This window comes from Pseudomonas sp. Van50 (assembly GCF_055390755.1).
Window position 1 is genome coordinate 968,884 of the sequence record NZ_AP024343.1, and the last position, 26,715, is coordinate 995,598.

Here is a 26,715-nt window from a genome sequence, read left to right on the forward strand (position 1 = left end):
TATGTTCTCTGAGTTCGACCTGCGCGAAACCCTGGTCCATTGGCCAGACAGTCATGTCTATCTAGAAGGTGAGACCGCCGCTGACAGCCTTTTGGGCCGTGCTCAGCAATGCCTGCGGGAACTTTTGGGTCAGCGTGGAACAGCCACCTTTATTGATCTGATCGCGCTGTTACGACATTGGCTGCTAGCCCAAGCCAAGGGTGGGGCTCGGGCTTGGCTGCAAGTTCCCCTTGCTGCACCTTGGCCAGCCAGTGAAGTTTGGCACGAGCAGGGCTTTGAAGTGGCGGTGATTGGAGAGGCTGCTCAGGTACGTCCGATCTACCCCCGGTTAGAGTGGCTGGGTGAGCAGCAAGATATATTTGACGACGCGTTCAATGGTGTCGAGGCGCGCCTTCACACCTGGGTAACGGCGGATCCACCGCTACGCACTCTGTTGGGTAAAACAGCGTACACCGGTCCAGGTCAACGTGAGGCAATTCGGGCGCAGATGCACCTGCCCGCAGACATGACGCTAATTGCCAATTTGCCGACTGGTAGTGGCAAGTCGTTGTTGGCCCAGATTCCCCCGCTGTTAGGCGGTCAAGGCACTTTGACCTTGGTGATCGTGCCCACTGTAGCGTTGGCAATCGATCAAGGCCGTCGAATGGCAGAACTCCTAAAAGCTCGCGATTCCCATTGGACGGAGCGCCATCTGTCTTTTCACAGTGGCCTGTCGGTAGAAGAGAGGGCATCCATCTTCCTCGCCCTGCGCAGTGGCGAGCAGCGGGTCCTTTTCACCTCCCCAGAAGCCGCCACCGGTTCGCTGCGCAGCATCTTGCTCGACTGTGCACGTGGAGGTCGTATCTCACACATTGTGATCGATGAAGCGCATTTGGTGGTAACTTGGGGTAGCGGATTTCGTCCGGCCTTCCAGTTGCTGCCTGCCTTCATAGCCAGCCTTCGTCATGCGCGCAATCCTGAATCGCCGCAGGCCATACGTATCGCACTAGCCTCAGCCACCCTTACTCCGCATACCGTCACGAGCTTGCAAGCTCTATTTGCTGGGACTAATGGTCATTGCGTGGTTTCTGGGATTTACCTGCGGCCCGAGCCGCGCTACGCGATGAAGGCGATGGTCTCTCCGACGGAACAGGTGAATCGCGTTCTGGAAGCGGTGATGAAGTCGCCACGGCCCTTCATCCTTTATGTGACTAGGCCTGATGAGGCTGAGGAATGGACTCGTTTATTGATTGAGAATGGACTGGGTCGGATAGCCGCCTTCACCGGCGACACGCCCCCTCAGCAGCGTCAAACTCTGATCTCGGCCTGGGACGCCAACACGCTCGATGGCATGGTAGCGACTTCAGCATTTGGCCTTGGAGTGGACAAGAGCGACGTACGGACGGTAATTCACGCCACGCTGCCTGAGTCGCTCGATCGTTTTTATCAGGAAGTTGGGCGAAGCGGACGAGACGGTAAAGCCTCTGCAAGTCTGTTGCTTTACACAGAACAGGATTTTGAACAGGCCAAGGAGATGTCTGGTCCGACGCTGATTGGTAATGAGTTGGGCTATGACCGATGGGAATCTTTGCTCGACGATCCGGCTCGCCCGGTTACGCGGGACGGTGAGATTTGGGTTGATCTCAATCGGCTGAGGGCCAAATTGAGCGTAAAGGGGAGGATGAACCGCATATGGAATCTGCGAACGCTCAACCTAATGGCCACCGCTGGTCTCATCGAAATCACCGCGTTGAGTTCTTTGCCACCCGGTAGCGGTATCTCTAGTGAGGATACGGAGTACAGCGATTCCCAAGTAGCCTATGCGGGCTTGCGAATCCGCCATCCGAATCACCGTGATCGTGCAGTCTTTGAAGAGCAAATGAATGCAGCCCGAAACGGGCTGCTTCTGGCTACGGATAAGGCATTTGATCTGATGGCGCGGACTGCCACGTCTCAAGTCGAGATATCGCATGCACTAGTCCAACTCTATGGTTTGGCACTACCCAACCAATGGGGGCCGGTGACGGCATATTGCGGAGGCTGTAAGCAGCACTGGGCTGGTAATCGCATGCCCGTGCGTCGATTGCGTCCGTTCGTAGCGAGAATCGCCCAGTTTTCACTCCGCATCGAGCAATGGCCAGCACTCCAAAGCTTCCCGCAGGACCAGCCTAGCTTGGTGTTTATTGCGATTCACGATTTGATACGCAATTGCGCTGATAGCCGCTCGTGCTTCGCGTTGATGCTGCAAAAGGTACGCCCCCACTCCTTGCTAGTGCCACAGTCGATTAGCAACGTCCTGGTCGAAGGGCTGATTGAGCAAATGGCAATAACGCGCAGCGACACCTTTGTCGATCGCTTCGACCCTCTCGATTCCATCGCCTTGCATGGGGCTACTGACGAAGTCCGATTCATTCTGTGGGCTGAGTCGAAGATCACGACTCAAGCTGCTACAGCATTGCGTACCTCTCCTAGTGCGATGACTGTCGTCTTTATCGACAGCCAGTTGCCGGACCCGTACCGGCCAGAACGATCCTGGGTTTCCATAATTGCCCATGCAGATGAGGACATGGTCTTGCGGAAGTTGATTGCATGAGCCTTTTGAACATTACCAATGACGGATTGCCCAACATCCTCGTCGCACTGCATGCGACAGTGTTGCGTTCAGCCAAACCTATTCCCGAAACCGAGTTGCTAGAGGCTGTAGCTCCAAGCGCGCTCGTTGACGACGAAGGGAAACAGGCACGTAACACCTTGAACCGCTGGGTGGAACTTGGATTGTTTGTTCGGGAGGAGGGGCTTGTTTTCGTCAAAGACCGCCTGCCCTCTCGGAACCTCTCCATGCTGGAAGTCTTACCATTTACGCGGCGGATGGCTTGCCGACAAGCTTTGGCGGAGGAGAACAATCCGGATATTTGGGCTAGCCAAGGTGCTCGGGCTGCCGATCTAACGCGGTCGCTAGCATGGATGCTTGCACAGGATATCTATCGTGCATCCTTCGACCAGTTTGAAATGCAGGAGTCACAGCAGATCCTCGATCCAGAGCGGCTGTTGATGCGCAACTCTGGACGGCGATCTGGCCTTCAATTCTGGGCGCCGTTTCTTGGGTTTAGCCGCCATCCCTTTGCTGCCATTGATCCTACGGTGGCAGTACGTGACGCCTTGGATGAGGTTCTCATACCTGGTTCAGGCATGCCCGCGGAAAAGTTCGTAGAGCGCCTAAGTGCAGTCTTGCCGGTGCTGGATGGAGGTCGCTGGCAGCGAGAGGTCCTAGAGTATGTTGACCTTGCTGCTTTGCCATTGCGCCAGCCTGGGCAGATCTCCACGGCATTGTCTCGGGCGCTGCTAAACCTTTGGAATAGCGGTGAACTACTTCCTCAGCAAAAGGCCGATCTCGGCAGTTCCATCACGCTCACTGGCGCTAACGGAGCGCGCAGTGACCTGACTTTCCAATGGATCAAGCGGCCGGCGCAAGGAGGCGGGGCATGAGTATGCTGCAACAATATTGGCCGATATCTGACCATGCTGCCGAGTGCCTACGCACGGAGGCTGAAACCGTCGATGAGGCCCTGCTCTTAGCCGTCCATGAGCCAACTGCGTTGTTGCGCCGGTCGGCTCAGAGCGGGCTTGAGGTATCGGCTGATGAGATCGCCCTGCTGGATGAACTGATGCGCCCCGTTACGGATGGTAGCGCTGTAGTTGTCGCCATTACGGGCGCCTCCGGTGTTGGCAAGTCCCATATGGTGCGCTGGTTGCGCGCCCAGTTGGAGCGACATCCCCGTCGCAAAGAATTGGTGGTCGTTTCGATTCCCAAAACCGCTAGCCTGCGCCGCGTTGTCGAGTTAATCCTCGAGCCTCTCGCCAACGAACAGTACGAAGCTCTAAAACGTGAACTACAGCGTGCTTCCGAGGCGTTGACACCGTCCACTGCGGCGGAACTTCTGGCGGCAGCCATGGGCGAGGGGTTGAAGGAATACCGTGAGCGTACCGTTGAACTGGTTCAGAACTCACCATCGGAAAACGGTGATCTCAAACCTTTTGTTGCTGTAGCTGAGCACGCTCGCAGTCTGATACTGTCGCCTGAGGCGCGTGACCTCTGGCTGAGAAAGGTGCTGCTTCGTATTGTCGGCGCAAGCTTTGGCGGCACTTCGGACCCAGTAGATCGGCAGTTTCGCGATGTGGACCTGGAGCCACCAGAAGACGCACCAGGGCAAGACCTGCCACATCGAGTGCAGTCGGCGCTAGCGTTTCTAGGCAATGCTAACGGCCGATATCGAATCACTGCCGCGGAAATTTTACAGGAAGTACTAGATAATGCTTTGCGCACCGTTTTTCGGGTCACTGAGGCTTTGCAACAAAAGTCCATCCAGGACGTGGTTGATGACATTCGCCGACAACTTCTCACAGATGGAAAGGAACTCGTACTCCTGATTGAGGACTTAGCGGCCTTGTCGGGAATCCAGCAGCCATTGCTAGATATCATGATTGCCGAGAGCGATGAACACGGACGTCGGGTACGTGCGCCGATACGTACTGCTGTTGCCGTGACTGATGGCTTTCTGGCTGGTCGGCAAACCGTCTTGACTCGCGCTAAGGAGCAGTGGGTAGTCCCTAGTGAGGGGCTATCCGAAGAGCTGATTGTCGGCAAACTTGTGGAATTAACTGGGCGCTACCTCAATGCCGCGCGCTGGGGGGTTACGTACCTTAAGCGGGAGTTCTCTAAGGCTTCACTAGCCGGTACTGATCTGTATGCATGGGTGCCTACGTTCGATGAGCCGCTGGATACTGATGCTGCGGAACGGTTGGATGCGTTCGGTCGTAGCGGCAGGGGCTATTCGCTGTTTCCGTTCAATGTGAATGCTATTCGCAGCCTTGCCGAGGTTGCAATGAAACTGGGTGGAGTTTGGAACTATAACCCAAGGGCCTTCATTAATGAGGTTTTGCGCAAGACCCTCGCTGAACGGCTCTCCTTCGTGGAAGGGCAATTCCCGCCGGCCGGATTCAAGTCTCCGAGACTGGTTGCTGAAGTGCGTACCGAACTGCAGCGCAAGGGATATTCACAAGTTCAGTCACAAAGGCTTGAAGTAGTACTGCATTATTGGGGCGGCAGACCTACCAGTTTGATGGCACGTGCGCCTATCTCTAAGGTTGTTTTCGAGACATTCTCATTGCCCTGGCCGTTTGGCACTGCCGGCGCTCCCGAGCGTCAGCCCACGGTGTCGACCACGCCAAGTAACTTAGCTGTGGGGACTCAGCAATCTGCTACCCCCGCTGCCTCCTCGCCACCGACTCCCAAAATTGAGTCGACTCTGCCTGTTCCTGATATCTCAGCGTACGCGGATGCGCTTGAAGCATGGACGCCTAACAATCGGTTGCCAAATACATACGCTAGAGAAACGCGCAATCTGATCGCCTCTGCGCTGGACATTCGCTTGGATCTCGGTAATTTCTGCTTGAAAGGCCAGAAAATCGAGGCGAGTTGGTTTTGGTTGCCACCCACGACTACGGTAGGCAATCCCAACAATGGCTTGATCATTCAGGTTGTCGGCCAGGATCAGCCGATTCCGGCTAGTGTCCAGACTGCACTCAAGGCGTTGGCCCGCTGGGAAAAGAACGCAAAGTCTTGGTGTTACGAGGGCGCAGAAGCCGATTATGCGGCGGCTAACGTCCTATTGGAGCAGCTGGAAAGCCAAGTGCTACGCTTGCTCAGCACTGAAGCAGAGTGCGACACCGGCATGCTAGCGCGTGCCCTGCACACCCAAAGCCTCCTTCTCGGGTTGAGCTCGCGTGGCCAACCGGATGCTCCTAACTTCAAAGAGTTATTCGCTGCCAGTCCGGATGAGTCGATTTACCGAGACTCGCGTGTAGACTCATCGGTGGCCAGATGTTTGGAAGTCCGAAGTAAGGCAACTGCCGCGCGATCCGAATTGCAGGATCGGTTAAAGCAACTAATCGGATGCTTCCAAGGCGATCGAGGCGGCACGGTTATGGCGATTGATAGCGACCGCCTGCGGCAGGCCTGGAGGGCTGAACTGCCACAACGGTGGGTCCTAGCGTTGAAAGGCCGCGATCGTCTGAGCGAAGACGCGTCCGATGTGCTTGAGCGTATTTCTACTGCTGGCTTGCCTGCGCTGGCGAGCACTCTGCAGAGCACAATGCAGTCGCTTTTGCCTTTGACAAGCGCTGCTTTTGAAGCTGACCACGCGCGGATAGCTTGGCGCGAAGAGATGCGTCAGTTGGTGAAAGAGGCCTTGGATCTCGCGGCATGGCCATCTGGCATCAAAGAGTCTGAAGTTCACGGCATTATTGGTCGATTATCACTGGACGGAATTGAATCGGTTATCCAACGGATACATAAGATGAGCATACCGTCGACCGACGAAGCGGCACCTTTACGTATAGCCGCATTGTGTGCCGTGCCACTGCCTCGTCTAAGCCAATTGGCGTGCGATGTGTCGGAATTGAACCGCTTCTTCAGCAGCCTTCATAGCTCGATCCAAAGCCAGACTCGTTCGGTTGAGTCTGAACATGCACTCGCCCAACGTCATGAATTGATTAAGCGCCTAGAGTGGGAGAGCTGATGTCGACTCTGATTCAAACCTGCGGCCAACTGCGTATAGGGCTGCAGAACGCCAAAATCGCCAACCAGACCCGCCAGGAGATTTCAGCGCTTCAGCAGCGCCTACGCGAGTGGGGGCGGCACGCGGACACTAGGCAAGCGCTGATGGAAAAGGTCCGCATTGTCGATCCCTACTTACTCGTGCGCGAAGATATCGCCCAAGCTGATTGCAACGTGAGGGGTTTGGCGCAGCAAGCGCAAAAGCTACTCCTTGCAGGTGGCAATGTGCAGGATTTGGCCACGGATAACCTGTGGGTCCGACTGACGGCAGCGGCAGCATCGGCCAATGAGGACGCCCGCAGCGCTGCCCGCGACCAATGGCGCCAATTTATTGAGAGTCTGGGGTATGTCGAAACGCCTTCAGTCTTAGACGGGCGGATGCTCAAGACACCCGCCAACGAGAGCCTTCTGGAGACTTATAGGCAGCATTACGCCAAGTACTCGGCGATTGTCCGCGCTGACTTGCCAGCCAGTGCATCGACTTCGGACGAGATGATCAGCGCAATGAGCATGCTGCAGGGCCTACGAGAGCAACTCAAAGGTACAGCACCAGAGGCCATTCGGTTATTTCTCAAGGCCATAGAGAGTGGAGGGGCTTCATTGGATTTGATTACTCCTGAGGTGATGGAATGGCTCCGGGAAAATGATGACCCCAACCGATTCATAGTGAAGTCGAAGGCCAATGTGTCATGGCGCTAGCTCCAGATTTGCTGTTGGCCGAACTCGCACTCGATGAGCTTGAGGCGCAGGAAGCGCGCTGTCTGATCTGGGGGTTGATTGACAATGCCCTCAGTCGCGATGAAGTCACGGAGGCGCTTCAACGGGCGCTCAACGCGCCGAAGGCAATTTCTGCCAAGAATGATCCGAATTGCAGCATTCAAACACCAAAGGATCTGCGAGACCTGTTGGTTGATCGCAATATGTTGTTTCAAGTGCCATTTGCGGGTGATCAGGAGGTGCGCTGGCGTACGCGGATGGCCGAAGGGGTGCGGTTGATCGCCCAACTTCGTCAACTATTTCCCAAGCATGGTACGGATAAGTGGGCCGAAGCCGCCACACTAGTAGCGGACTATCGCTTCATTAGACGCCCCCGTCGTTACCCCCTTAGAAATGTGGATGGCGCCAGCGTTTATGCAAGGTTGGATGACGTGGTGAAATCGCCGCTATTGCTGGAGGCCCTCAAGACCTGGCTAGATCATATGGATCAGGGTGGTGGTCTCTCGCAATTCCAGGTGAAATCGGTTGAACGTATTTTGACTGGCTTGGAGGAGGGGATCTGTCAGGGTACGTTGGTATCCGCTGGGACTGGTAGCGGAAAGACCCTCGCATTCTATCTACCCGCATTGTCATGGCTGGCCTCCCAACGAGTGCCGCCAGTGACTGTCGGTGGGGTAAGGGTGTTAGCTCTCTATCCTCGTAATGAATTGCTGAAGGACCAACTCGCCGAAGTCTATGATCAATGTCGCAAGTTCGATAGCTGGATCGGACGTCGTGGAGGGCGACCTCTGCGCGTAGGTGTTCTTTTTGGGGACACACCTACGAAGGTCGCCAAGGCCAAATGGCTCAAGCACTCCCAGGGCAAACGCGTACCGTTCTTTAATTGTCCTAACGACAGTCAGCACGGGGAAATGGTGCTGCGCCAAAGTGATGTGGAAAAGGGCCTGGAGCGCATCGTCTGCCCGCAGTGCAGCGCCGTCGTAGATGGGCGTACTCTGGCATTCACCCGCGACACAATACAATCTGACCCACCGGACATTCTTTTCACATCGGTGGAAATGCTTAATCGGCATTTACCTAGCAGCGACTTGCGCCATGTCTTTGGTGTGGGTCCTAAGGCCGAACGAGCCCCTGATCTCATCTTGCTGGACGAAGTTCACTTGTATGCCGGCAGTTATGGGGCTCAGGTGGCCTACCTGTTACGTCGTTGGTGGGCCGCCAGCGGGCGGCGCTCTAGTTTTGTCGGGTTGTCCGCTACCATCGCGGAAGGTCAAACCTTTTTCTCCCACTTAACAGGACTGAGTCCAACGGTTGTTGAGGAGATCAAACCGCTAGAGGAAGAGATTGAGGAGGAAGGGAGCGAGTACATGCTCGCTCTGCGCGGTGATCCAGTGTCTCAGACGGCTCTGTTGTCCACGACTATACAGACGCTGATGCTGAGTGCTCGTTTGCTCGATCCGCCAGGGATTTTTGATAAAAAAGCAATGCCGTTTTTCGGTTGGCGGGCATTTGCGTTTACTGATCAGTTGGACGCAACGAACAGACTCTTCAAGGACTTGCTCGATGCTGAGGGACGTTATCATCCTAGTGGCAACTCGAACCTGATTAAACATCCTCGTGGTGGGCTGGCGCTGCTGCGTGATGGATCCACTCCCATCATGGGCACCCCGCGTTACTTCGCGGGGCAAGACTGGAGTGTTCCACAGGCCATTGGCCACGATCTCACCCATCGCCTCGGAGTCGGGCGTACGACTGCATTAGATAGTGGGGTTAGTACTCATACAGAAGTTGTAGTTGCTACGTCTGCTCTAGAAGTAGGCTTCGATGACCCGGGAGTAGGCGTTGTAGTTCAGCACAAGGCGCCGAGAGACATCGCATCTTTCTTGCAACGCAAAGGGCGAGCGGGTCGAACGCGTCACATGCGACCATGGACTGTCGTTGTGCTCACGGATTACGGTCGCGACCGTCTGGCCTATCAAGCCTACGATCAGTTGTTCGATCCGGATCTTCCAGCGCGCCAACTGCCTTTAGCCAATCGCTACGTCCAACGAATGCAAGCGGTCTACGCGTTGCTCGACGAGTTAGGAGACTTAACTTGCCGTGACCAACCACCTCTATCGGTTTGGCGCGACTTGGCTTACCCAAATGTTGAGAGCACACCGCATGGGTGGGACCCGGATGCGTTTGTTTTAGTAAAGCGCCTAGCGGAAAGTGTGACATTCCCGCTCTCTGCGCATGAGTGGAAAGCGCTCAGGAATCAAGCGTTCAGCCTCGCTCCCCATGGGGAGTCAGCTGTAAAGTTTGCAGGAGTCAATTGGTTGGCCAAGCGGTTGCAACACCAACGTATTGTCAAGCTGCTGGGTGATCTTCAGGAGAGTCCAGCGAAAGTCGATCGTCTTGTTCGCAGCCTAGCTAACCGATTGGCGCTGACGATCGACGATATGAATTTGCTCATGTGGAGTCATCCACGTCCGCTAATGCTTGGCGCGATTCCTACAACTGTTCGTCGGCTAGCATCGAACTGGCGTGCAAATGGCGAACAAGGGAAAGACTACCAAGCGGGCCATCCATTACCGGACTTCATTCCCGCTAGCCTCTTTGCCGATCTAAGTCTGCCGGAAATGCGCATCGAGTGGCTTGCGCGCAATGGCAGCGTTGAAGAGCAGTATCTGCCTGTTCAACACGGTTTAGCTGAGTTTGCGCCCGGTAGGGTCTCGCGTCGTTATGATGATGCTCTTTGGTTGGGCGTTGATGGGCCGGCGCTGGCTCGATTCTTCGCTTGCGGTAGCACCGAAGTGTCTGAGGACGTAGAGGTATCTACATGGTACGACCTCGAGCCTCAAAGAAATTTTTTCGTCCAGGACGACTCCGCCCGAGTGACTTTCAAAGCGTTTCGTCCAGCGGCAGCCCGCCTGTCTTCAGTGGCTCGGGGGGCAATGGAGCCCCCGAGCTAAGTGATACATCCAACGCTCAGTTGCAGTGGAAATCCTTCCTACAGGCACCCTACCAGGGCGTGCCACTGACCAGTCCGACGCACATTGGGATCAGCCAGCTGATCAAGAGAGTGGTTGTTCACACCCACGCTGAACAATCCAATGCTTTTGTACGCCGCTATGCCGTAAGTTCGCGCGCAGAGTTGCGATTGCGATCTGGAAGTAAGAGCGAGCGCGTTACTGTCGACTGGCAGTTCATGCATTCAGGCCATCCCTGCGGTGTGGGCTTCGAAATTGGTGTCGATGCGTTGGTACTAGAGTTGGATTTGCCGCACGATCTCAGCGGCGCCATCGATTGGGGTGATCCGCGACGTTTGCGTGCAACTCGTGCAGCTCGCTACAACTGGGAGGCTCGTCAGAGCCCCGAATTCTGCATTGCAGTACCGAATCCATTCTTGCGCGGGTGGGTCGCACAGATTTTCCAAATTGCTGCCCTTCAAGTAGCAATGGCGGAGGAAGTTTCGCTGCGCGACTCGTTGGACTACGTTGCTGACGGCGCCAGGATGGACACGCTACTCAACGTCCTGCAGGCGGTGTTCCAGGTCCCGGATATCGAAAGTAGTGAGGAGGGGGCGGACAAGCTTCGTCAAAAGCTAGATGAGGCTCTGAAGACAGAAGCGGTGCGTAAAGCAGTGCGTTACGCATCTCGCGTACTAGTCGAACCTATTGATGAGGGGTGGAACGACTGGCTCGCCCTGTCGATCCGCGCCACGCTCGGTGCCGCTTGCCTGGAAGCAATACAGCAAGCGTGCCCCCAGATTGATCCCGACGGGTTGATTGTGGACATCGACGTGCGTAGTGATGATGGTGACCCCCAGCCAGGGTTCGAAATTTGGATCTCCGAGGTCAATCCTGGTGGCAATGGTCTGATTGAGAGCGTCGCGGAATTGTTAGCGACTCGCCCCGATAGCCTTTACCGTCATATCGAGGCGGCCTTAAGCCCGCGTGACTTTGAATGGACAAACACTCAATTGCGCCAGGTAATCCAATGGCTTGGTGGATCAAAGCCGAACTCCACTATTACTGAGGCGGTAATGCAAGTTCGACAAGCGATGAGTTCTGCCGATGCTGCCAAGCATTTAGCCGCTTTGCGGTTCAGGCTAGTAACTCAGGGACAATCGATATTCCACGGCTACAGCGTGGCTCTGAGCATGCGATTGTTGCGGCCAAACACCCCAGACGAGTTGGATTGTCTATTGGCTCTGATCCACGAGCGCTGGGATGCGTTGGAAGCGTTACATAATGTCGAGATAGACGTTAGGGTCGTCTGCGCATTGTTCAGTGCGGATGATTATCTCGATCGGGCATTTGCAAGCGCTGGGCAGGTCCTTCCTTTCGGCAATCGCATGGCATGGCGCTTCGGGGTGCTAATGGGGATATTGTGGCCTCAAGGGCATGCGCTGCGCGCTGTTGCAATGCCATGGTCCAATCGCTTCTCGCCGTTCGCTATAGACACCGAACGGCTCTTGGTGGAGCAGTGGCTGACACCTCGTTCTCAACCGATCGATCCGAGTGATCTGGACTGGCAGGAGCAATTGCGAAAATGCTTACTCGCCACTTCGCGTGCGGTTATTTCGGTACCGGCCGCCGATGCCCGAGCACTATTGCCCAAGGTGATCGCTGCCTTGGCGATAGAGCCAATTCAATTTGATTATCTAAACGTCTTCGCTCAACTCTGTGAGGTCAAGCGCCTCGGTGATCGCATCGAGTGGACATTTTCGATACCGGACGCTCTATGACAAACGTACGCCACATTTTCAAGTCGGCCACGACTTCCCCTCAAGCCGCTCGTGATGTTATAGCCATGGTTTTGGCCGAGGAGATCCTGCTTCCCAGCAGGACACTCTACTTAGCCGCTCCATGGGTTACCAACATTGTTATTTTCGACAATTCTACGGGCAGTTTTGAGGGGCTTAATCCGGAGTGGAGCCGTCGCGGCATTCGCTTGATTGAGGTATTGGTGACTATCGCATCTAACAATACACAGTTAGATATTCGCGTACGACCTGAACCTCACAATAAGCCTTTTGGTAAGCGCTTGCGCGCGGCGCTGAAAGATGCTGGTCTGCAAGATTCGTTGCAATGGTCCGAGATTCCTGATTTTCACACGAAGGGATTGCTCACCGACCGAGTCTGGATTGGTGGATCGATGAACCTCACTGAGCGCGGTATCGGCCTGAACGCTGAATCACTCGTTGTTGATTTCAACCCGCAGACAGTATCTAGCATCCGCTTGGAGTTTGCGAACCATGGCATTAGCCTCTAGCCAAATGGTAAACCCCGCAGTGGTAGTCTCTCAGGCCTTACTCAGTCAGTTCTTTTCAGGTCTTAACATTTATGTGAGCCCTCTAGCCTCGTTTAAAGCTCTTAATGGCCAGGCGGTACCTGAGGCATTGGTTCCGGCTGTCGCCCGCTTTGCGAAAGGCTTCAAGGATCGACCGCTCCTCTTGCCATTTTCCGAGGTTACCGATGAGCGAACCTGTTGGCTGGCCTGCTCGCACGATGAGCTAAGTTCGCGTGAACTGCACGATGAAATGCGCGCTTTCATTGGGCCGAGCTTTGGTGACTTTGAGATTGACGGTGTGGCGCTCTCTATCGCACAAGCGAGCGCGAAAGCTATGTTGGCGCAAGCCGGTCTGAATGCGATTGCCTTTTTTGCTATCACGCCGAAGTTTGAGCCGCGCGTAATCAAAAGTTGGCAACGCTACTGGCAACTCTTGGACCAACGCCCGCCCAGGCCCAGGCAGGAACTGCGTACGTTTCACCAGTTGCGAGCGTTGTTTGACCGCGCCTTAGTGGCTAGCAATGAAAGCGCAGCGATGGCAGCGATGGCGGCGCTACGAGACCAGCATGGGCTTAGCGCTGAAAACCGGACCTTTCTGGAAATCCGTTTACATTCAGCCTTTGGCCGATGGGATCGAATTCTAAATCATCCCCAATGGGATGACCTTATCAAGGTTCGCTTGCCGCCGGAGACTTACGGTGACATCTGGGACGCGCTCTACGAGACGTTCCTAGCCCAAGTCGAAGCACAGGGCGACGCCATTCAGTTGGTGAACGCTTTCGCAGAGCGGATTCGGACCATGGCTGCTCCTCTGCTCAGGAGCCGCGGGCGTAGCCGTCGCCCAGCGGCCCTTAAGGGCTTTTTGCTTCATGAGTTGTCTTTGGAGCAGCCTTCCGCCGAACTCTGCGTGACCCTGCTAAATGACCTTGGACCAAATGCTTTTGGGCCCGCTTCTGACGCCATCATGGCTATGGCGAAGACCCTGCAGAGAAAGTCTGGAATTGTGCAGGCACTCCATGAAATGGAGTTGGAGCGCTATGAGCAGGCTCTCGCTTTACTTCTGCCACTGGACGATTCAGTCGAAGTGTTCCAAGCCCAATTGCGTTGTGCCAAGGAGGTTGGCGATCCTGGCCACGCTCGTGAGGTGCTCGATCGGCTGTCCTTGAGTGCTCCCGACACTGCCGCCAAGGTCCGCACTGCTCGGGCTCGATTGCTCTCTGATGTAGAGAAGTTGGCCGCTGAGGAAGTGTGCGATTCGCTTCAAGAACAACTACAGGCTGCGCATACGCCGATGGCCGTTGACGACGTCATAGTCTATTGGCGGGAACTGGTTCAGTCGCCCGAGGCTAGTGCTCTGTTGGCCCAGTCCAGTTTCATCCAGTCGTTGTTGTCGAGCGTAGAGGACTCTGCTCTCGACTCGTCGCCCTTGTTCGAATCCCTATTCCCTATTTGGTTTGACTGGCTCATCGTCCAAACGCCACCTTCGAGCGTGCTTAGTCAACTCTATTTGGGGTTCATTGAAGCCTTGAACGTGCGAGACCGTCTTGGAGATAGTGAGCGAGAGATGATCAGGCTGGCACTCCGACATAGTCTAATCGCCGGATTGACGCCGTCTGAATACACAGGACTTATAGAAAGGCTTGCTACTGTATTGTCCAGTCCGCTGTCGCCACGCGAAGCCGCATGGGCATTGGACGTGACAGATTTGTTAGTTATGCATCCTTGTCGTGACGAGGAGGCGCGCCTGCGGTGGACTACTAGGATCGTTCAAGCTGTGACCCATTGCTGGACCCGACTGTCTCTTGCAGAGCGCGGCCTGCTAAAACTGCTTGTACAAGAGTTTGGTCTTGAGTTCCCCAAACGACTCGACGACGAAGTGGATGAAGCAGAAAAAGCTCGAACAGACGTCAGGGTTCGTATCTTCCTTTACAGCTTGGACATTCAAGCCATTCGACGTGCAGCGTTAATACTTGAAGAGGCTCTCCCATTGGCCAAAATTGAGATCAACTCTGATGAGGTATGTAGCACGCGCCTGAAGAATGGAACTCGTAATGCAGACTGGGTAGTGTTTGTTTCAGGGGTCGCTACCCATCAGGCTTTCTTTTGCATCAAGGCTGCATTGCGGCCCGATGCAGCGTTACTTCAAGTTGAAGGGAGCGGTACAACGCGCATCGTAGATTGCGTGATCAATAAGAGTCAGATTTCGTGAGAAGTCACCTTGTCCAACGCAACACACAACGGTCACCACTGAGGCGACGCTCGACCATTACGGCGCAAAGGCTAGGCACTGAACCTTCGAGTTGCTTACGGATAAACGCACATAGGTTTTCGATTGTGGCCGGCCCCAGATCCTGCACCTCGTCAAGTAATCGGTGATCGAGCATCTCGCGAACGCGGGCAATCTCGCTCCGTAGGTAGCCCAGATCAATTAGCATGCCGGAGTTGGCATCTGGTTGGCCTGCGACGGTGACCTCCGCTTCATAGGTATGTCCATGGATGCGCCGGCTACTCTCGGTCTCTATGCCACGATTCAACGTATGGGCAGCTTCGAAGTAGAACCGCTGCGACAATTCCCAGAATGTGCCATTCGAGTTGACAATAGGCTCAGCGGCGGACGAAGGGTAGGGGCGAGCAACTGCAGGCGTGGACATCATCGGATCTCCAATATCTTGTGTGTTTGCACGGACAGTCGCCACGTGGTGTTGGCTTGACAATAAGCAATCGCAGACCGAGTGTTTTGGCGTTGCAATGGACCATCCATTGGTTGCAATAGGTAGTACTTAAAGTCGTTGGTTGCAATGGTGTCGGGCAGCAGTCCCGGCTGTGGGTAAACGAGTTTCAATTCGTCACCGCTTCGCTGTACCCACTCTGTACCAGCCTTGGGGCTGACACAGATCCAGTCGATCCCTGCAGGCGCCGCGATGGTGCCATTAGTTTCAACGGCTACCTCGAAACCTTGGTTATGAAGTGCGTCGATCAGCGCGTCATCGACCTGCAACAAGGGCTCGCCTCCTGTGAGCACGACATAACGGTGCGCTTGGCCAACCGGCCACTGCGAGGCAATTCGCTCGACCAAGTTCTCCGCGGTCAGGTACTTGCCACCCAAGGTTCCGTTCGTACCCACAAAATCGGTGTCGCAGAACTGGCAAACAGCTTGGGAGCGGTCGGCTTCCCGGCCGCTCCAGAGATTGCACCCTGCAAAGCGACAGAACACTGCTGGTCGGCCCGCTCGAAGCCCTTCTCCTTGCAGGGTGTAGAAGATTTCTTTGATGCTGTAGGTCATGCGTCGTTATCTCGCAGGTATGCTTCGAAGCCGGTTCGGCGCAACTCGCAAGCGGGGCAGTCGTTGCACCCATATCCCCAGTCATGTCGATGCTGACGATCGCCCAGGTAACAAGTGTGGGTTTCTTCCTGAACGAGCTCGACAAAGCCTGCCCCGCCGAGTTCTTTGGCCAACTCCCAGGTTTGTTTTTTATCCAGCCACATTAAGGGTGTCTCGATAACCAACGGCATATCCATGCCAAGGCCGAGGGAGACCTGCAGCGACTTCAGCGTGTTGTCTCGACAATCTGGATAGCCTGAGTAGTCCGTTTCACACATTCCACCCACAAGCACACTAAGCCCTCTTCGATAGGAGATGGCGGCAGCAAAGGTGAAGAACAGCAGATTACGTCCGGGAACGAAGGTGTTGGGAAGTCCGTTCTTTTCAAACTCTATGGTTTTCTCACCTGTCATCGCTGTATCGCTGATCTGGCCGAGTAATTTGAGGTCAAGCACGTGATCCTCACCGAGTCGCTTAGCCCAGTTCGGAAATCTGTTCCGTATCTCCTGCAAGATATTTATCCGGCACTCAAGTTCTATTTCGTGCCTCTGGCCATAATCAAAGCCAATGGTCTCGACGTGCTCGTAACGTTCCAGCGCCCAAGCAAGGCAGGTGGTAGAATCTTGTCCGCCTGAAAAAAGAACTAAGGCTTTGCTGTGCATACTGCTCTCCTCTGGACTGGGTCTGATTTAGCGCCGTTTCAGCTCTTGCTTGAGTTTGTCGGTCAGATATTTGGTGAGCAATCCGATATCAGTGGGCGTGTTTTGGATGCCGTTCCAAGGGCGTTGGTCGGTTGCAGAAATGTGCCATTCGCCACTTGTCCACGCCGTATGAGGTTTCAAAAGTTTTAAACCTTTGATAAATCCTTCCTTGCTGGTTGTGCCTTGATCGGAATAAAGCAACTCCATAACGAAACTCAAAGAAACCAGGCCTGCCCCGTGCTTCAAGCGAGAATTCCTAGGCGCTAGTCCCTCCCATTCCGATTTGAAAACTACACGCACTGCATGGAAGAAGTTATTGATAAGTTCGATGCTGCGCCCCTCAAAGTCATCAAACTTCATGAAGCTACGAATCGCGCCATCATTCGCAGAGTTCATCACGAACTTCTGCATCGCCATGTCGCTTAGTACTCCTCTAGGGTTCGTATGTTGTTTGATCTCGCCAAATAGAGAGGAGTTAGGCAAAAAATTCAACAAATCAATAATACGAGCAGCGAACTTACGACTGGTGAACCGTTCTGGCAGTCCGTCAACAGTCGGTAAAAGTTCATAGATCAGCGATTTTGGCAGCGGCCTCGTATTGTTGATGAGCACAAACTGCTGCCGCAGTTCGTTGTAGTCTTTACAAATCAATGCAGATACAAATACTTGGAATCCAGGTTTTTCCATCGTCGCAAGGGCGCTGAGTCGCTGTTGTCCATCGACCACGAAGCCTGGTTTGGATTCGGTAGCATCAATAACGATTTCTACAATACCCTCGCCGAGGTCTTTAATCGTGACCCCATCCAGAAAGGCCAAGATGATTGCATTAGGGAGCAATGCATCGTCGCGCTGAAGATAGTCACGAATATCTCTGATGTGCGACGCGACTTGATGGCGCTGAAAACCTTTAAGGTGGCCTTCTTCATCGCGGCCGACTCTCTCAATTTCAGAAAATTCTAAAATTTCATTTGGGGTGGCCGCAAACGAAAATACATCATGCTCGGAGGCCTGTTGGGCGCGCACACCCTTAAATCGATAGATCATTGTTTCGAAAGTTCCAGAGTTTTCTGAAGGTGGCGGTGGTACACGCCTAAATTATGAAATCCGCGTCTTTTGTTTCGATTGCTGGCTCGAAAGATAATAGTTTCGATACCGACTGACTGACAAATCGAACATTGGCATTTTTGCCACGGTTTATCTCTCAGTGTGGGTGAGATTAGTCGGACATGCTTGGCGATTTCTTTTTCCATTTCTATTGGTGATAATATTGTGCCGGATAGAGTCAGTCGTAGATAGTCTACTAGTACGGCTAAGGTAGAATCAAAGTCGAGAAGATTTTTATCGTAGTCGCGGATCGCTAGCAGCGCCGATTTTTCTTTGATTTGTAACTCTTCTGCGCTCAGAGTGCCTTTTTTAATTCCTTGCATCAGGCGTGGATTTTCAATTGCCTGAGGAATACGGATGGCAGTGTAATAATCTAGTTTGGTTGTATTGTTGCCCATGTAGTAATTACACTTTGCATCTTTAAATGCGCGTATAAGGGGGGAGGTTGAGTCAAAGCTGGTAATGCCATATCCAGTGAATTCATGGATATTCTCAGCTTTAGCAAAACCCAGCAGATGAATATTTGTCTCGGGCTTAAGGACCGCTCGAAGCTCTTTTAGAACCTCATGGATTTGATCGACTTTCAAAGGTACTAGACCTCCGATCGCCAAGTAGCGATAACCCATGTCTTCGAGTTGTTTTGCAGCGTTCGCCATACTTTGAGGAGACCAACCCTGTACCGCTCCAAGAGGTTCGAAAGGCCATTCCGCCTCCTTCACTAAACGTAGAAACTCTTGTGCATTTTTGAGCGTAATTTCGTACCGAAACAACACATCCTCCGACTGGCTCAGCGCTGGCGGATTGCTGGAGTCGCAGTTGAATATGATGTGGTCTGGCGAGCAGCCATGGGTGAATCCCGCATCCGAGTAGAACTCTACTACTTCGCTTGGGCTATACGCAGGGGTAGGGTGTTCTACATAGGCAAAAGCCCCGCAGTCCCCTAGGACCATCGTATCTTTGAACTGAATGCCATCGAGTCGTAGAAATTTGCGCGCGCCTTCTCTGAGGAAGCGCTGCTGCTCGGAAGTCGAGTACCGAACCTTTGAATTAGCGACACCATTTGCAGGTCGCACTGCGCTCATCGAGACCAATAGCCCATCATAAGGGACGGGGGTCATCATTTCGTGCGCATACTGGTCATCCCAGTATCTCTTTCGGCCTGGCGCATTTCGATCGTTGATGAAATCGTAGTCCGGGTCTACGTAGTCTTGGGTGTCGGCGTATAAAAATTTCATTGGTGAGCGCTGGTCATGTAGAGGCGGATCAAGGTTTCTTGCAGTGCCTTGATATCTTGAGGGGTGCTTTGGATTTCATTCCACTGGACATTAATCATCGGCCACTGACCTGTTGTCCATGCGCAGTAAGGAGCTACTTTGGCCAGTTCTTGTAGCACTGCTTCGTAGGTTTCGCGCTGACCACCGATTTTGGCGTAGATCCGATCCATAAGCACTCCCATGGCGATGATCCCCGCTGAGTGCATGAGTCGACTGCTCTTGGATTCAAGTGCCCACGCCTCTGGAAACGTATCACGCACTGCTCGCCAGAAGGTCGTCAGTAGGTTGTACATGGACTCAACGTTCGCCGCACCGTCGGTGCTGGAGGTGTATGGAGCCAACGCCCCCAACGGATTACTGATGCTATGACGGATCATTGTTATTACAGCTGTGTCAGTGATCACTGCTTTGCTATTTTGCTCGGACGACCGCTTTATGAGTTTGTGGAAAGGGGAGTTGGGATCGCGGCTAAGAAGCCCGCACAACTCAGCTGGTGCCTTGCGAGCACTCAGTTCGCGGGGCAAAAGGATGCTGCCTGTCTCCGGCAGTAGTTCGTTGATCAGTCGAGTGGGCAAGGGTTTGGCCTTGTTGACCAAAATGAACTGCTCGCGCTGAGTGGTCAGGCTGTCGGACACAAAGCCGATCACTGGTACAGGAAGATCCGAGTTAGCCGCTTTCGCCAACGCCAATGAGCGCTGTTGCCCGTCTACGATCCAGGCAGATCTCATTCCTTCCTCCCTAATAGGGATCGTCAGCGTACCTGCTTGCGAAAGCCCCGCGTCGCCTGTCGGCTTGCTTCCGCGTGCTGCAACAAAACGCAGGTCAGGAGACAGCGCTAAGATAATTGCATTGGGAAAAAGTACATTTCCCTGATTGAGGTACTCGGTGATCCCTTTGACATGACTCTTAATCTCGGGGCGCTGAAAGCCCTTGAGGGGGCTGCTGTCTTCACGCGACAGGCGGCTGATGTCAGCAATTCGGACCAGGTCAGATCCCCTGATGAATAATGCATACACATCAAGGTCGTCGCCTTGCGTGGTGCGTAGTGCACGCACCACAATCGCATCTTCGCTCGTCATGCTTTGCTCTCTATGCTGTCTTGACCTTTGATGTCCTGCCAGATCCTCCGAAAGCGCGATTGCTCGCATGACACCAGGGCGTCGTCCCTTAAGTAGCGTAACAATCGTGTGGAACTGCCTTGGTAGTCAGCCCACACACACTCAAGCATGTAGGCAATTTCACTGTCCGATGCGCGCCGCCGGATGGTCGTTTTTGCTGGGGATAAAAGATCCATCGCTGCGCTGACGCTTTTTCGAGCGATCTCAGCAGGAGCACTCGACAGTTCAAGAATCTCAATGAAATGACGCAGGGCTCTCTGAGGGAAATCGTTGCGAGTGCCTGGTAGTGTTGAGGTTTCAAGGCGTTCGTCATAAGGCATCGTTATGCGTCGTAAATGGCTGGGAAGCATCTCGATGCCTGGGCGCGAAGTGAATATTCTGAGCTTGTCGATCTGCGTGTCCCTGATTTTTCCAAGGTCTTCGCCTATCAACTGGACATAGTTTGAAGAGAGGGCAATGAGCACCAAGTCGATGTCGGGTTGGCTGACGAGGTCCGCTAGGGCACTTCCCTTTGATTGGGTGACATTCACGGCTTCCCACCAATCTGATGCGCACACACCCAATTTTTCGAGACGTGGGATGATAGAATTCGGATCCTGAGCCACCGTCAGGTTGTACGGTGGACATCTCTGATCGCCGTCAATCAACCCTAAGCCGGTCGACGCAAACATTAGCTTCGCGTCCAACTTCGTCGCTACGCGCCTCGCGTCAGAAACGCTTCTGCCCACGTAAAGTGAAGATGCCATCAGAGTGGTGGGACGTTCGTCTATTTGCCCCTTCCACGCCTTTGCCATGGCTGCAATCGATGAATAACACTCGTCCTTCAGCACCACCGGCGGCAGGCCGTCGAGACGTTTTCGATTGGTGCAGTTGGTGATGATGACGGTTTTCATGGGAAAACTGTAGGCCTATTTTGACGGGTGTTGCATTTATCTGAGGCTGACAATTTACCATTTAATAACTGTATGGGCCAATGCGCTTAAGCTAGTTTTTATGCGGAAGGGTTGGTATAAGAGCCTCAATACTGCTGCTATCCCTCTTTCTGGGGGGCGCTCGATGGAGGAAGACTCATTGCTTAAGTTCAGCGCAATCAAGGCGTTACAGAGCCCAACCCACCAAGTGGTATCGTTTGCGGCTACTGTTGAGCAGATTTTGGCGATCGCTAGCATCGACCGAGTCAAGCGTGATGATCGTGGCGCCCTTCATGGCTTTCAGCGGCCACAGGTGTCCAAGCACATACGAGAGATCCGCGACTACCTCTCCCGTCCCGATGCGGTAATGCCCAATGCTGTGGTGTTAGCGTTTACCAATGGAGTCCGGGTGGTGGAAGGGAATGGAGCCTATGCAGAAATTGAGGTGGATATTTCATCCGGCCCTCCTGGGTTCGTTGTGGATGGTCAGCAGCGCCTATCTGCGTTAGCTGGGCTCGAGGGGAGTTCGTTCCAGCTACTGGTGTCTGCTCTTGTGTGTGAAAATCAGGAAGAGCTTCGCCGACAATTCATTCTTGTCAACAACACCAGTCCATTACCGAAGTCGCTGGTATATGAACTGCTCCCGTCTGTCAGCGGCCTTCCATTCAGAATGACTTCCCGCGCCCGCGCAGCCCGCATCGTGGAAATGCTGAATTATGACGATCGATCTTCTTTGCAAGGTCAGATTAAGCAGCATACCAATCCCTTAGGAGTCATCGGCGATACGTCGCTCCAAAAACTGGTAATGAATTCCCTATCAGACGGTTACTGTCGGGAGGTGATTGAGCTGCCGGGAGGTGAGGATCGATGTTTCTTGGCCATCAGTGAGTTTTTCCAGGCGGTCCAGGAGGTGTTTGGAAATGCTTGGCATGGTCATACACCTAAAAGTTCTCGTCTAGTACATAGCGCGGGGATTATTTCCATGGGGTTCGTCATGGAACAGTTGTGTGCTACAGGAGCGCCGCTGGCCCCAGTATTCAAGTTAGGCCTGAGAAAGCTACAAGGATATACAGCTTGGACGCTCGGTTCGGGAGAGTGGTCCTTTAAAACAGGCAGCCGGCCATGGAATGGCGTTCAGAATTTACATGGTGATATTCATCTTTTAACTGATCATTTGACCAGGGTAGTTCGAAGTTCGGAACTCGTACTTAGCTAACTGGGCTAATTACTTATATTTAGGAGGCAATATGCCTACTTTGGTTTCATCGGATCTGTCTCCAGCCCTGGCCAGCGACGCCAGTGTAAAAGAGTTCTCAGAAGTCATTCTTCATCTATCCATGGCTTTTCAGGAGGCATTGAGGAGGCTTGCAGGGCAGGACGAAGCTTTCCCTTCTGAAGGGTATGGCATGCTGACTGAAGCCTACGGTTTGCGGACGCGTGCGAATATTCTCTATCTGACGCCATCTACCCATGTGGTGCAGGCATTAAATTTTTCCCAAACTGCTATGTTGGGGAAATTCGAAGAAATATTAAATTGCCTGAGTGATGTCGCTGATTTGCACACTGTTAACTCTATTTTGGTTTCCGTAATCACCATTGCATCAGCGCTGGGTGAGGGGCGAGCCAAAGTTGTAGAGTTTTTGTTTGAAACTTTATGCATCGATCTCGAGTCTTGGAAGGTTTAGTCTAGCTGTTTTGTTTTTCTGTCGCGTGAGATACGGGGGGAATCAGTGTAGATTTTTAAAGAGTTCTTTATTGAGTCCGCTCATCGACTCCCCCAACGTTTCAGAAGGGCACAAATGTGGGCGTCTGAATGGTCATTCCTTTCGTATTGCAATCTAGATCGATGGCCCTGTTTACCCTCCCATACGCTGTAAAAGCTCGTCGAGCCTCCTGAATTGAGCGGTGTCCCTGAGCGCCGGTTCTGACTGCACTATTGAACTCAAGCATTGTTGGAGTTCTTCAGGGAGGACGTGATGCTCCCCGGTAACAGCCTCAAGAAGTGCTAGCGAGCCCTTTGGATAAAGACTGCAATGACCTGAGTCCGCCAAGCTTTGGATCACGGAATAAGAGAATTCCAATGGCATCAACCAATCGAAAATAGCCTTCAAGGCTTCAGGGAATTTTTTCCCGGCGGCCAATGCCAACTGAGCGAGAGAATCTGCGATTCTCTCAGTTTTCAGCTCCAAACTTTTTGGCCATATCCTCTCCCAGAACGGCTGTATACGGTTCGACCAGTTTTCCTCCCGTTGACCCGCAGCACCTTCCAGGGCATGTGAGAGCGCCTGTGCCGACTCCTCCAGCCCATCGACGGGCAGCGCCGCAGTGGCCGTGCGAAGTTCTTGGACGGAGAAGCCTTCAACTGGGCCTATTGCTACATAAGTGAAGAAAGCGGCGAATTGTTGCTTGTGCTCACCCAACTCCTCGTAGTGATGTGCAGTTTGCAAGAACTCAGATTTAAAGGCGGCTAGCAGCGGTTGGTAGAGCCGCGGCGACCACAGAAATCCTTCCCAGATGCCCTTTGCTTCAAACGCATCTCGCTCCCAATTCAACAGAGGGAGCAGACAGTGCTCTGTCCAATCCTTGTCGACTCGGTAGAGCGAAATCAGGTGCGATCCCAGGATTACTCGGCCATGACGGTAGCGTTTGATATTCGTGTCCGTCAGCTCCGTGAAGAAGTCTGATAGTGCTGGTGGGAGCCCTTCATTGTCGCGAGGGGACTGCCGATACCAATGATTGATGAGAACTTGAGTGACCATTCCGACGGGATGGTTGATGGCTTCATTAACGGGGCGAGCATTGGAGGAATCGTCCTCTGGTTCAGCATCTGATACAGATGGCAGATCCATTAGACGTCGGCACAATGCGTAGAGCTGACCCTCACCCCTGATCGTGGTCTTCTCGGAGAGGACTTCCAACCAACTGGAAACGCTATGAGCGATTTCGCACAATTTCTCATCAGGGAGGGCCAATACTACGGGGGCTGCGTGCGTCCAAAAACGAGCATGCAAACGTCTACCCCACCATGCTCGGAGTGCTTCCCGCCAGCGCTCAATCGGCCATTCCCCCTGTGAGGACAGTTCGGAGAGAGCGTGAAGAGTGGTCAGAGGGCGCGTTCGACATGTGTCGCTCCATGTGTCCCGGCTGATCCCATACGAATCCTTCGCCGGTAATTTGAGCCATTCAATCAACTCAGCCTTATTGTCAGGCGCGACGCTGACTTCAATGCTGCTTTCAAAGTCGGGGTCACCACTACCAGTCATCCAGGAGGAGAACTCATCTCGCTCATTTTCCGAGACTCGCCACAGTGGGTTGGCCACTGACAGATGTTGCAGGCGTTTGGCGGCGGAGGCATTCAGTTTGAACCCAGAGGTTTGGAGCTTTGCCAGGTTCAGCCAGATTGAGTGCGCAGTGGCGCCCTGGATGCGTTCAGGCTCCAAATCGGTACGGTAAATATCGCGTGGAGGGCCTTTGAGGATCGCACGCTGAAGCTGCGCCCCGGCTGTCCTGGATAGCTGGCCACCCTGAAGGACTAACAGACGCAGTACCTCCCGCCGGGTTTCAATCGACCAGAGCCACCAGCCTTCGTCAGATGTAAGCCAAGACACCCATAGGTTCTTGTCGACGCACTTTTCCTGGCTGGCTGCGAAGAATGCTAATCGCTTGAACGCTGGGTAGGGCATATCGAACCAGCGCGCAGCGATTTGGCTAGCGTGACTAGGCTTTTCAAGCCGCAGTGCAAGCCACATATCACGTACCAGTTCGATGAGCGTGACCCACTCCCGGAAGCCTCGGTTCTGAGGGTGCGGTAGGATTGAGGGCAAGTGTCTGTAAGACTTGTCTGAGCGATTGGTCGCATCACCCAGTAGGCTTGCAAGATCCAATGCCTCTAAGAGGAGGCGTTCGAAGTCCTCGATTAGCCCGGGTAGAAATCCGCGCAGGTTGCAATTCATTAGGTCTTGCAGCGTCGAGCGGACATGGTTGGAGGCTAGGACGACCTCCCAATTCAAGCTTTCTTTGAGGCGCTTTTCCCCATCATTGTCGCTGGCACTACCTCCCCAATGCATCGGCCCCCGAAGCAGTAATTTAGGTGCCAGCAATGAACGAAGCTCGAGTCGATGGAGTACTGACATGCCATCTGTTCTGACGCGGCTCAGCCAGCTGTGAAGTCCAGTATGTTGAGAGAGCGACTTGACTCGACCGCTGAGCAAAATACGCCATAACACCTCCATCTCAATGGTGGGAACCGCATTGGGAGCGTGCGTTAAAATTTCTTTTAGCTCCAGGCTTCTCCCGTCCCGGCGTAGAGACGTCAGATGATTGAGTTGAATCTCGATCAATGACTCGAGATAGCTATGCGGTACACCTCCTTGAGACACGACCCACATCAGTAACTGCGGGTCATTTAAATGTCTGATCAACCATCGCGATAGATGGCCCATGACGTTATCCATTTGCACGGTGTTCGCGACGCCGGAAGCAAGCCGCATTTTAGGAGCAAGCCCATAAGGCGTGGGGCGATCGATCAGGCTGAATTTCAATTTCTCATCCACTTCCAGCGAAGCGGGGATGCCAAATCGATTGAGGTCACAGTGTCTGAAGCGGGCTTCTGAGAACGCATGTGTCAGCCATTCCAGAGGAGGTACGGGGTTGATTTCCGCGAAGTGACGGGCCGGAGCGCCGGTCTTGTCCGCCAGCGCCCAAAGCATTCGTCCTACAAAGTCATCTTCCGTGGTGCTGGAGGAGGGGCGTGCAAGGGCGCTCTCTGAGACCATCCGCATCTTTCCGGTCATTCCGTCCCGGTAGGTCTCACTCCATGATTGGAGCGTGTTATGCAGGCGCCAATGAGGTTTTTTGTGTGGTGTCACCTTGTAGAGGATGGGTGTGACGCCTTTGGCTTTCCACTCGGTTGTCTTGAGCTCCTCCTGGCCTGGCACGCAATCTCCAAAGGCCCAAGCCTGAAGCGTGGTTTCACCTAGCATCCGGTCAGCAGCGAGTGCGTCCATCATGTAGCGGAGTACTGGGTCGTTGATGCTGTACCCGACGAAACAGACGATATAGTTGCGAAAGAGCTCACTTACAAAGCGGGCAGCCCAGCGTTCGGTTAGGTACGCAAGTCCGAAATCGCCGCTGGTGACAACCAAGCGATTCAACGCATCTTCATCAGGCTTGTGCGGCAGCGCACCGTGCAGGGCTACCAACCCATTCCACCGGGTTTTTTTGGGGATAGGCAGCATAGGCGCGGTGAAGGTCTGCAACTTTTGCTTGGAGCGCTTAGCCGCTGAGTCGAATAGCCGGTCGAAGTTTGTGGTTACGAGTCGAAGTGCATCTTCCCTCGTACGTGCAAGCCTAAGCAATGCTTCGTGTGTTGACGTGGCGGCTTTGAGCTTGAGGTTAGGTTTCAGCGCCGCAGCCAGCGCAGACCTCACTTTCCCTCGTTGGCCGGGCATCCTGCGTTCGAGAAGGTCGAGTGTCGCATCGAATTTCTCGCTCTTGAAGGCTTCCTCCTCGATCGCATTTTTCGTCGTTCCCAACTGATTATAGATTTCTTCAACCAGGCCCTTGAAACCTGGCAGACCCGCAGGGTACGAAATGCCTGCCCCGCAGAAGAAAACTACTTTCCCCTCTTCATGTGCCTGCAAAAGCTCTTCGGGGACGTCAGGCCCGTCTGCTACAAACTGCATGCTGCTCCTCCT

At 53.8% G+C, this 26,715-nt stretch carries 18 protein-coding genes and 1 pseudogene; 11 read left to right on the forward strand and 8 right to left on the reverse strand.

What is annotated here, in order from left to right:
• The first annotated feature begins 1 nt into the window (after window position 1).
• The 8 genes from dpdF to dpdD are packed head-to-tail and all read left to right on the forward strand — an operon-like array spanning window position 2 to window position 14,798.
• A complete protein-coding gene (gene dpdF / locus ACZ5M5_RS04075; protein WP_464738638.1) occupies window positions 2-2,572 on the forward strand; it encodes a protein DpdF in 2,571 nt (856 codons plus the stop codon).
• Window positions 2,569-3,465, forward strand: a complete 897-nt coding sequence (gene dpdG, locus ACZ5M5_RS04080; RefSeq protein WP_464738639.1) for a protein DpdG — start codon at window positions 2,569-2,571, stop codon at window positions 3,463-3,465. Before dpdF ends, dpdG begins: the two co-directional genes overlap by 4 nt.
• Window positions 3,462-6,557, forward strand: a complete 3,096-nt coding sequence (gene dpdH / locus ACZ5M5_RS04085) for a protein DpdH (RefSeq protein ID WP_464738640.1) — start codon at window positions 3,462-3,464, stop codon at window positions 6,555-6,557. The genes dpdG and dpdH overlap by 4 nt, the downstream gene beginning before the upstream one ends.
• Window positions 6,557-7,294 (forward strand): hypothetical protein, encoded by a 738-nt coding sequence (locus ACZ5M5_RS04090; RefSeq protein ID WP_464738641.1) that lies wholly within the window; start codon window positions 6,557-6,559, stop codon window positions 7,292-7,294. Before dpdH ends, ACZ5M5_RS04090 begins: the two co-directional genes overlap by 1 nt.
• A 14-nt stretch (window positions 7,295-7,308) precedes the next feature.
• Entirely contained in the window at window positions 7,309-10,266 is a 2,958-nt protein-coding gene (gene dpdJ / locus ACZ5M5_RS04095; RefSeq protein WP_464738642.1) for a protein DpdJ, read from the forward strand.
• A 59-nt stretch (window positions 10,267-10,325) separates the two neighbouring features.
• Entirely contained in the window at window positions 10,326-12,044 is a 1,719-nt protein-coding gene (locus ACZ5M5_RS04100) for a hypothetical protein (RefSeq protein WP_464738643.1), read from the forward strand.
• Window positions 12,041-12,571 (forward strand): phospholipase D-like domain-containing protein DpdK, encoded by a 531-nt coding sequence (gene dpdK / locus ACZ5M5_RS04105; RefSeq protein ID WP_092488527.1) that lies wholly within the window; start codon window positions 12,041-12,043, stop codon window positions 12,569-12,571. Before ACZ5M5_RS04100 ends, dpdK begins: the two co-directional genes overlap by 4 nt.
• Window positions 12,555-14,798, forward strand: a complete 2,244-nt coding sequence (dpdD, locus tag ACZ5M5_RS04110) for a protein DpdD (protein ID WP_464738644.1) — start codon at window positions 12,555-12,557, stop codon at window positions 14,796-14,798. The genes dpdK and dpdD overlap by 17 nt, the downstream gene beginning before the upstream one ends.
• Window positions 14,799-14,802: 4 nt before the next feature.
• Here dpdD and ACZ5M5_RS04115 read toward each other — a convergent pair whose 3' ends face one another.
• The 7 genes from ACZ5M5_RS04115 to ACZ5M5_RS04145 are packed head-to-tail and all read right to left on the reverse strand — an operon-like array spanning window position 14,803 to window position 21,001.
• Window positions 14,803-15,240 carry a 6-pyruvoyl trahydropterin synthase family protein gene (locus ACZ5M5_RS04115; protein WP_464738645.1) on the reverse strand — a complete coding sequence of 146 codons (438 nt, stop codon included), beginning with the start codon at window positions 15,238-15,240 and terminating at the stop codon, window positions 14,803-14,805.
• A complete protein-coding gene (gene queE, locus ACZ5M5_RS04120; RefSeq protein ID WP_464738646.1) occupies window positions 15,240-15,872 on the reverse strand; it encodes a 7-carboxy-7-deazaguanine synthase in 633 nt (210 codons plus the stop codon). The genes ACZ5M5_RS04115 and queE overlap by 1 nt, the downstream gene beginning before the upstream one ends.
• The gene (gene queC / locus ACZ5M5_RS04125; protein WP_339560895.1) at window positions 15,869-16,573 is read right to left on the reverse strand and encodes a 7-cyano-7-deazaguanine synthase QueC; all 705 of its coding nucleotides are present in this window, start codon (window positions 16,571-16,573) and stop codon (window positions 15,869-15,871) included. Before queC ends, queE begins: the two co-directional genes overlap by 4 nt.
• Before the next feature lie 27 nt (window positions 16,574-16,600).
• Window positions 16,601-17,656, reverse strand: coding sequence for a DGQHR domain-containing protein DpdB (gene dbpB / locus ACZ5M5_RS04130; RefSeq protein ID WP_464738647.1), 1,056 nt, complete (start codon window positions 17,654-17,656; stop codon window positions 16,601-16,603).
• Window positions 17,653-18,951 (reverse strand): tRNA-guanine transglycosylase DpdA, encoded by a 1,299-nt coding sequence (gene dpdA, locus ACZ5M5_RS04135; protein WP_464738648.1) that lies wholly within the window; start codon window positions 18,949-18,951, stop codon window positions 17,653-17,655. The genes dbpB (ACZ5M5_RS04130) and dpdA overlap by 4 nt, the downstream gene beginning before the upstream one ends.
• Window positions 18,948-20,069 (reverse strand): DGQHR domain-containing protein DpdB, encoded by a 1,122-nt coding sequence (gene dbpB / locus ACZ5M5_RS04140; RefSeq protein ID WP_464738649.1) that lies wholly within the window; start codon window positions 20,067-20,069, stop codon window positions 18,948-18,950. Before dbpB (ACZ5M5_RS04140) ends, dpdA begins: the two co-directional genes overlap by 4 nt.
• The gene (locus tag ACZ5M5_RS04145; protein WP_464738650.1) at window positions 20,066-21,001 is read right to left on the reverse strand and encodes a hypothetical protein; all 936 of its coding nucleotides are present in this window, start codon (window positions 20,999-21,001) and stop codon (window positions 20,066-20,068) included. Before ACZ5M5_RS04145 ends, dbpB (ACZ5M5_RS04140) begins: the two co-directional genes overlap by 4 nt.
• Before the next feature lie 163 nt (window positions 21,002-21,164).
• Here ACZ5M5_RS04145 and dbpB (ACZ5M5_RS04150) point away from each other — a divergent pair, with 163 nt between their 5' ends.
• The 3 genes and pseudogenes from dbpB (ACZ5M5_RS04150) to ACZ5M5_RS04160 form a co-directional block, all read left to right on the forward strand.
• Window positions 21,165-22,235: a DGQHR domain-containing protein DpdB gene (dbpB, locus tag ACZ5M5_RS04150; protein WP_464738651.1), complete on the forward strand. Its 1,071-nt coding sequence runs from the start codon at window positions 21,165-21,167 to the stop codon at window positions 22,233-22,235.
• A gap of 31 nt (window positions 22,236-22,266) precedes the next feature.
• Complete coding sequence (locus ACZ5M5_RS04155) at window positions 22,267-22,704, forward strand: hypothetical protein (protein WP_128593183.1); 438 nt, start codon at window positions 22,267-22,269, stop codon at window positions 22,702-22,704.
• A 51-nt stretch (window positions 22,705-22,755) separates the two neighbouring features.
• Window positions 22,756-22,858 (forward strand): annotated as a pseudogene (locus tag ACZ5M5_RS04160) (6-carboxytetrahydropterin synthase QueD); the annotation flags it as partial.
• A 17-nt stretch (window positions 22,859-22,875) separates the two neighbouring features.
• On the opposite strand, the gene dsr1 reads toward ACZ5M5_RS04160, so the two are convergent.
• Entirely contained in the window at window positions 22,876-26,703 is a 3,828-nt protein-coding gene (gene dsr1, locus ACZ5M5_RS04165) for an anti-phage defense-associated sirtuin Dsr1 (protein ID WP_464738652.1), read from the reverse strand.
• Window positions 26,704-26,715: the final 12 nt, after the last annotated feature.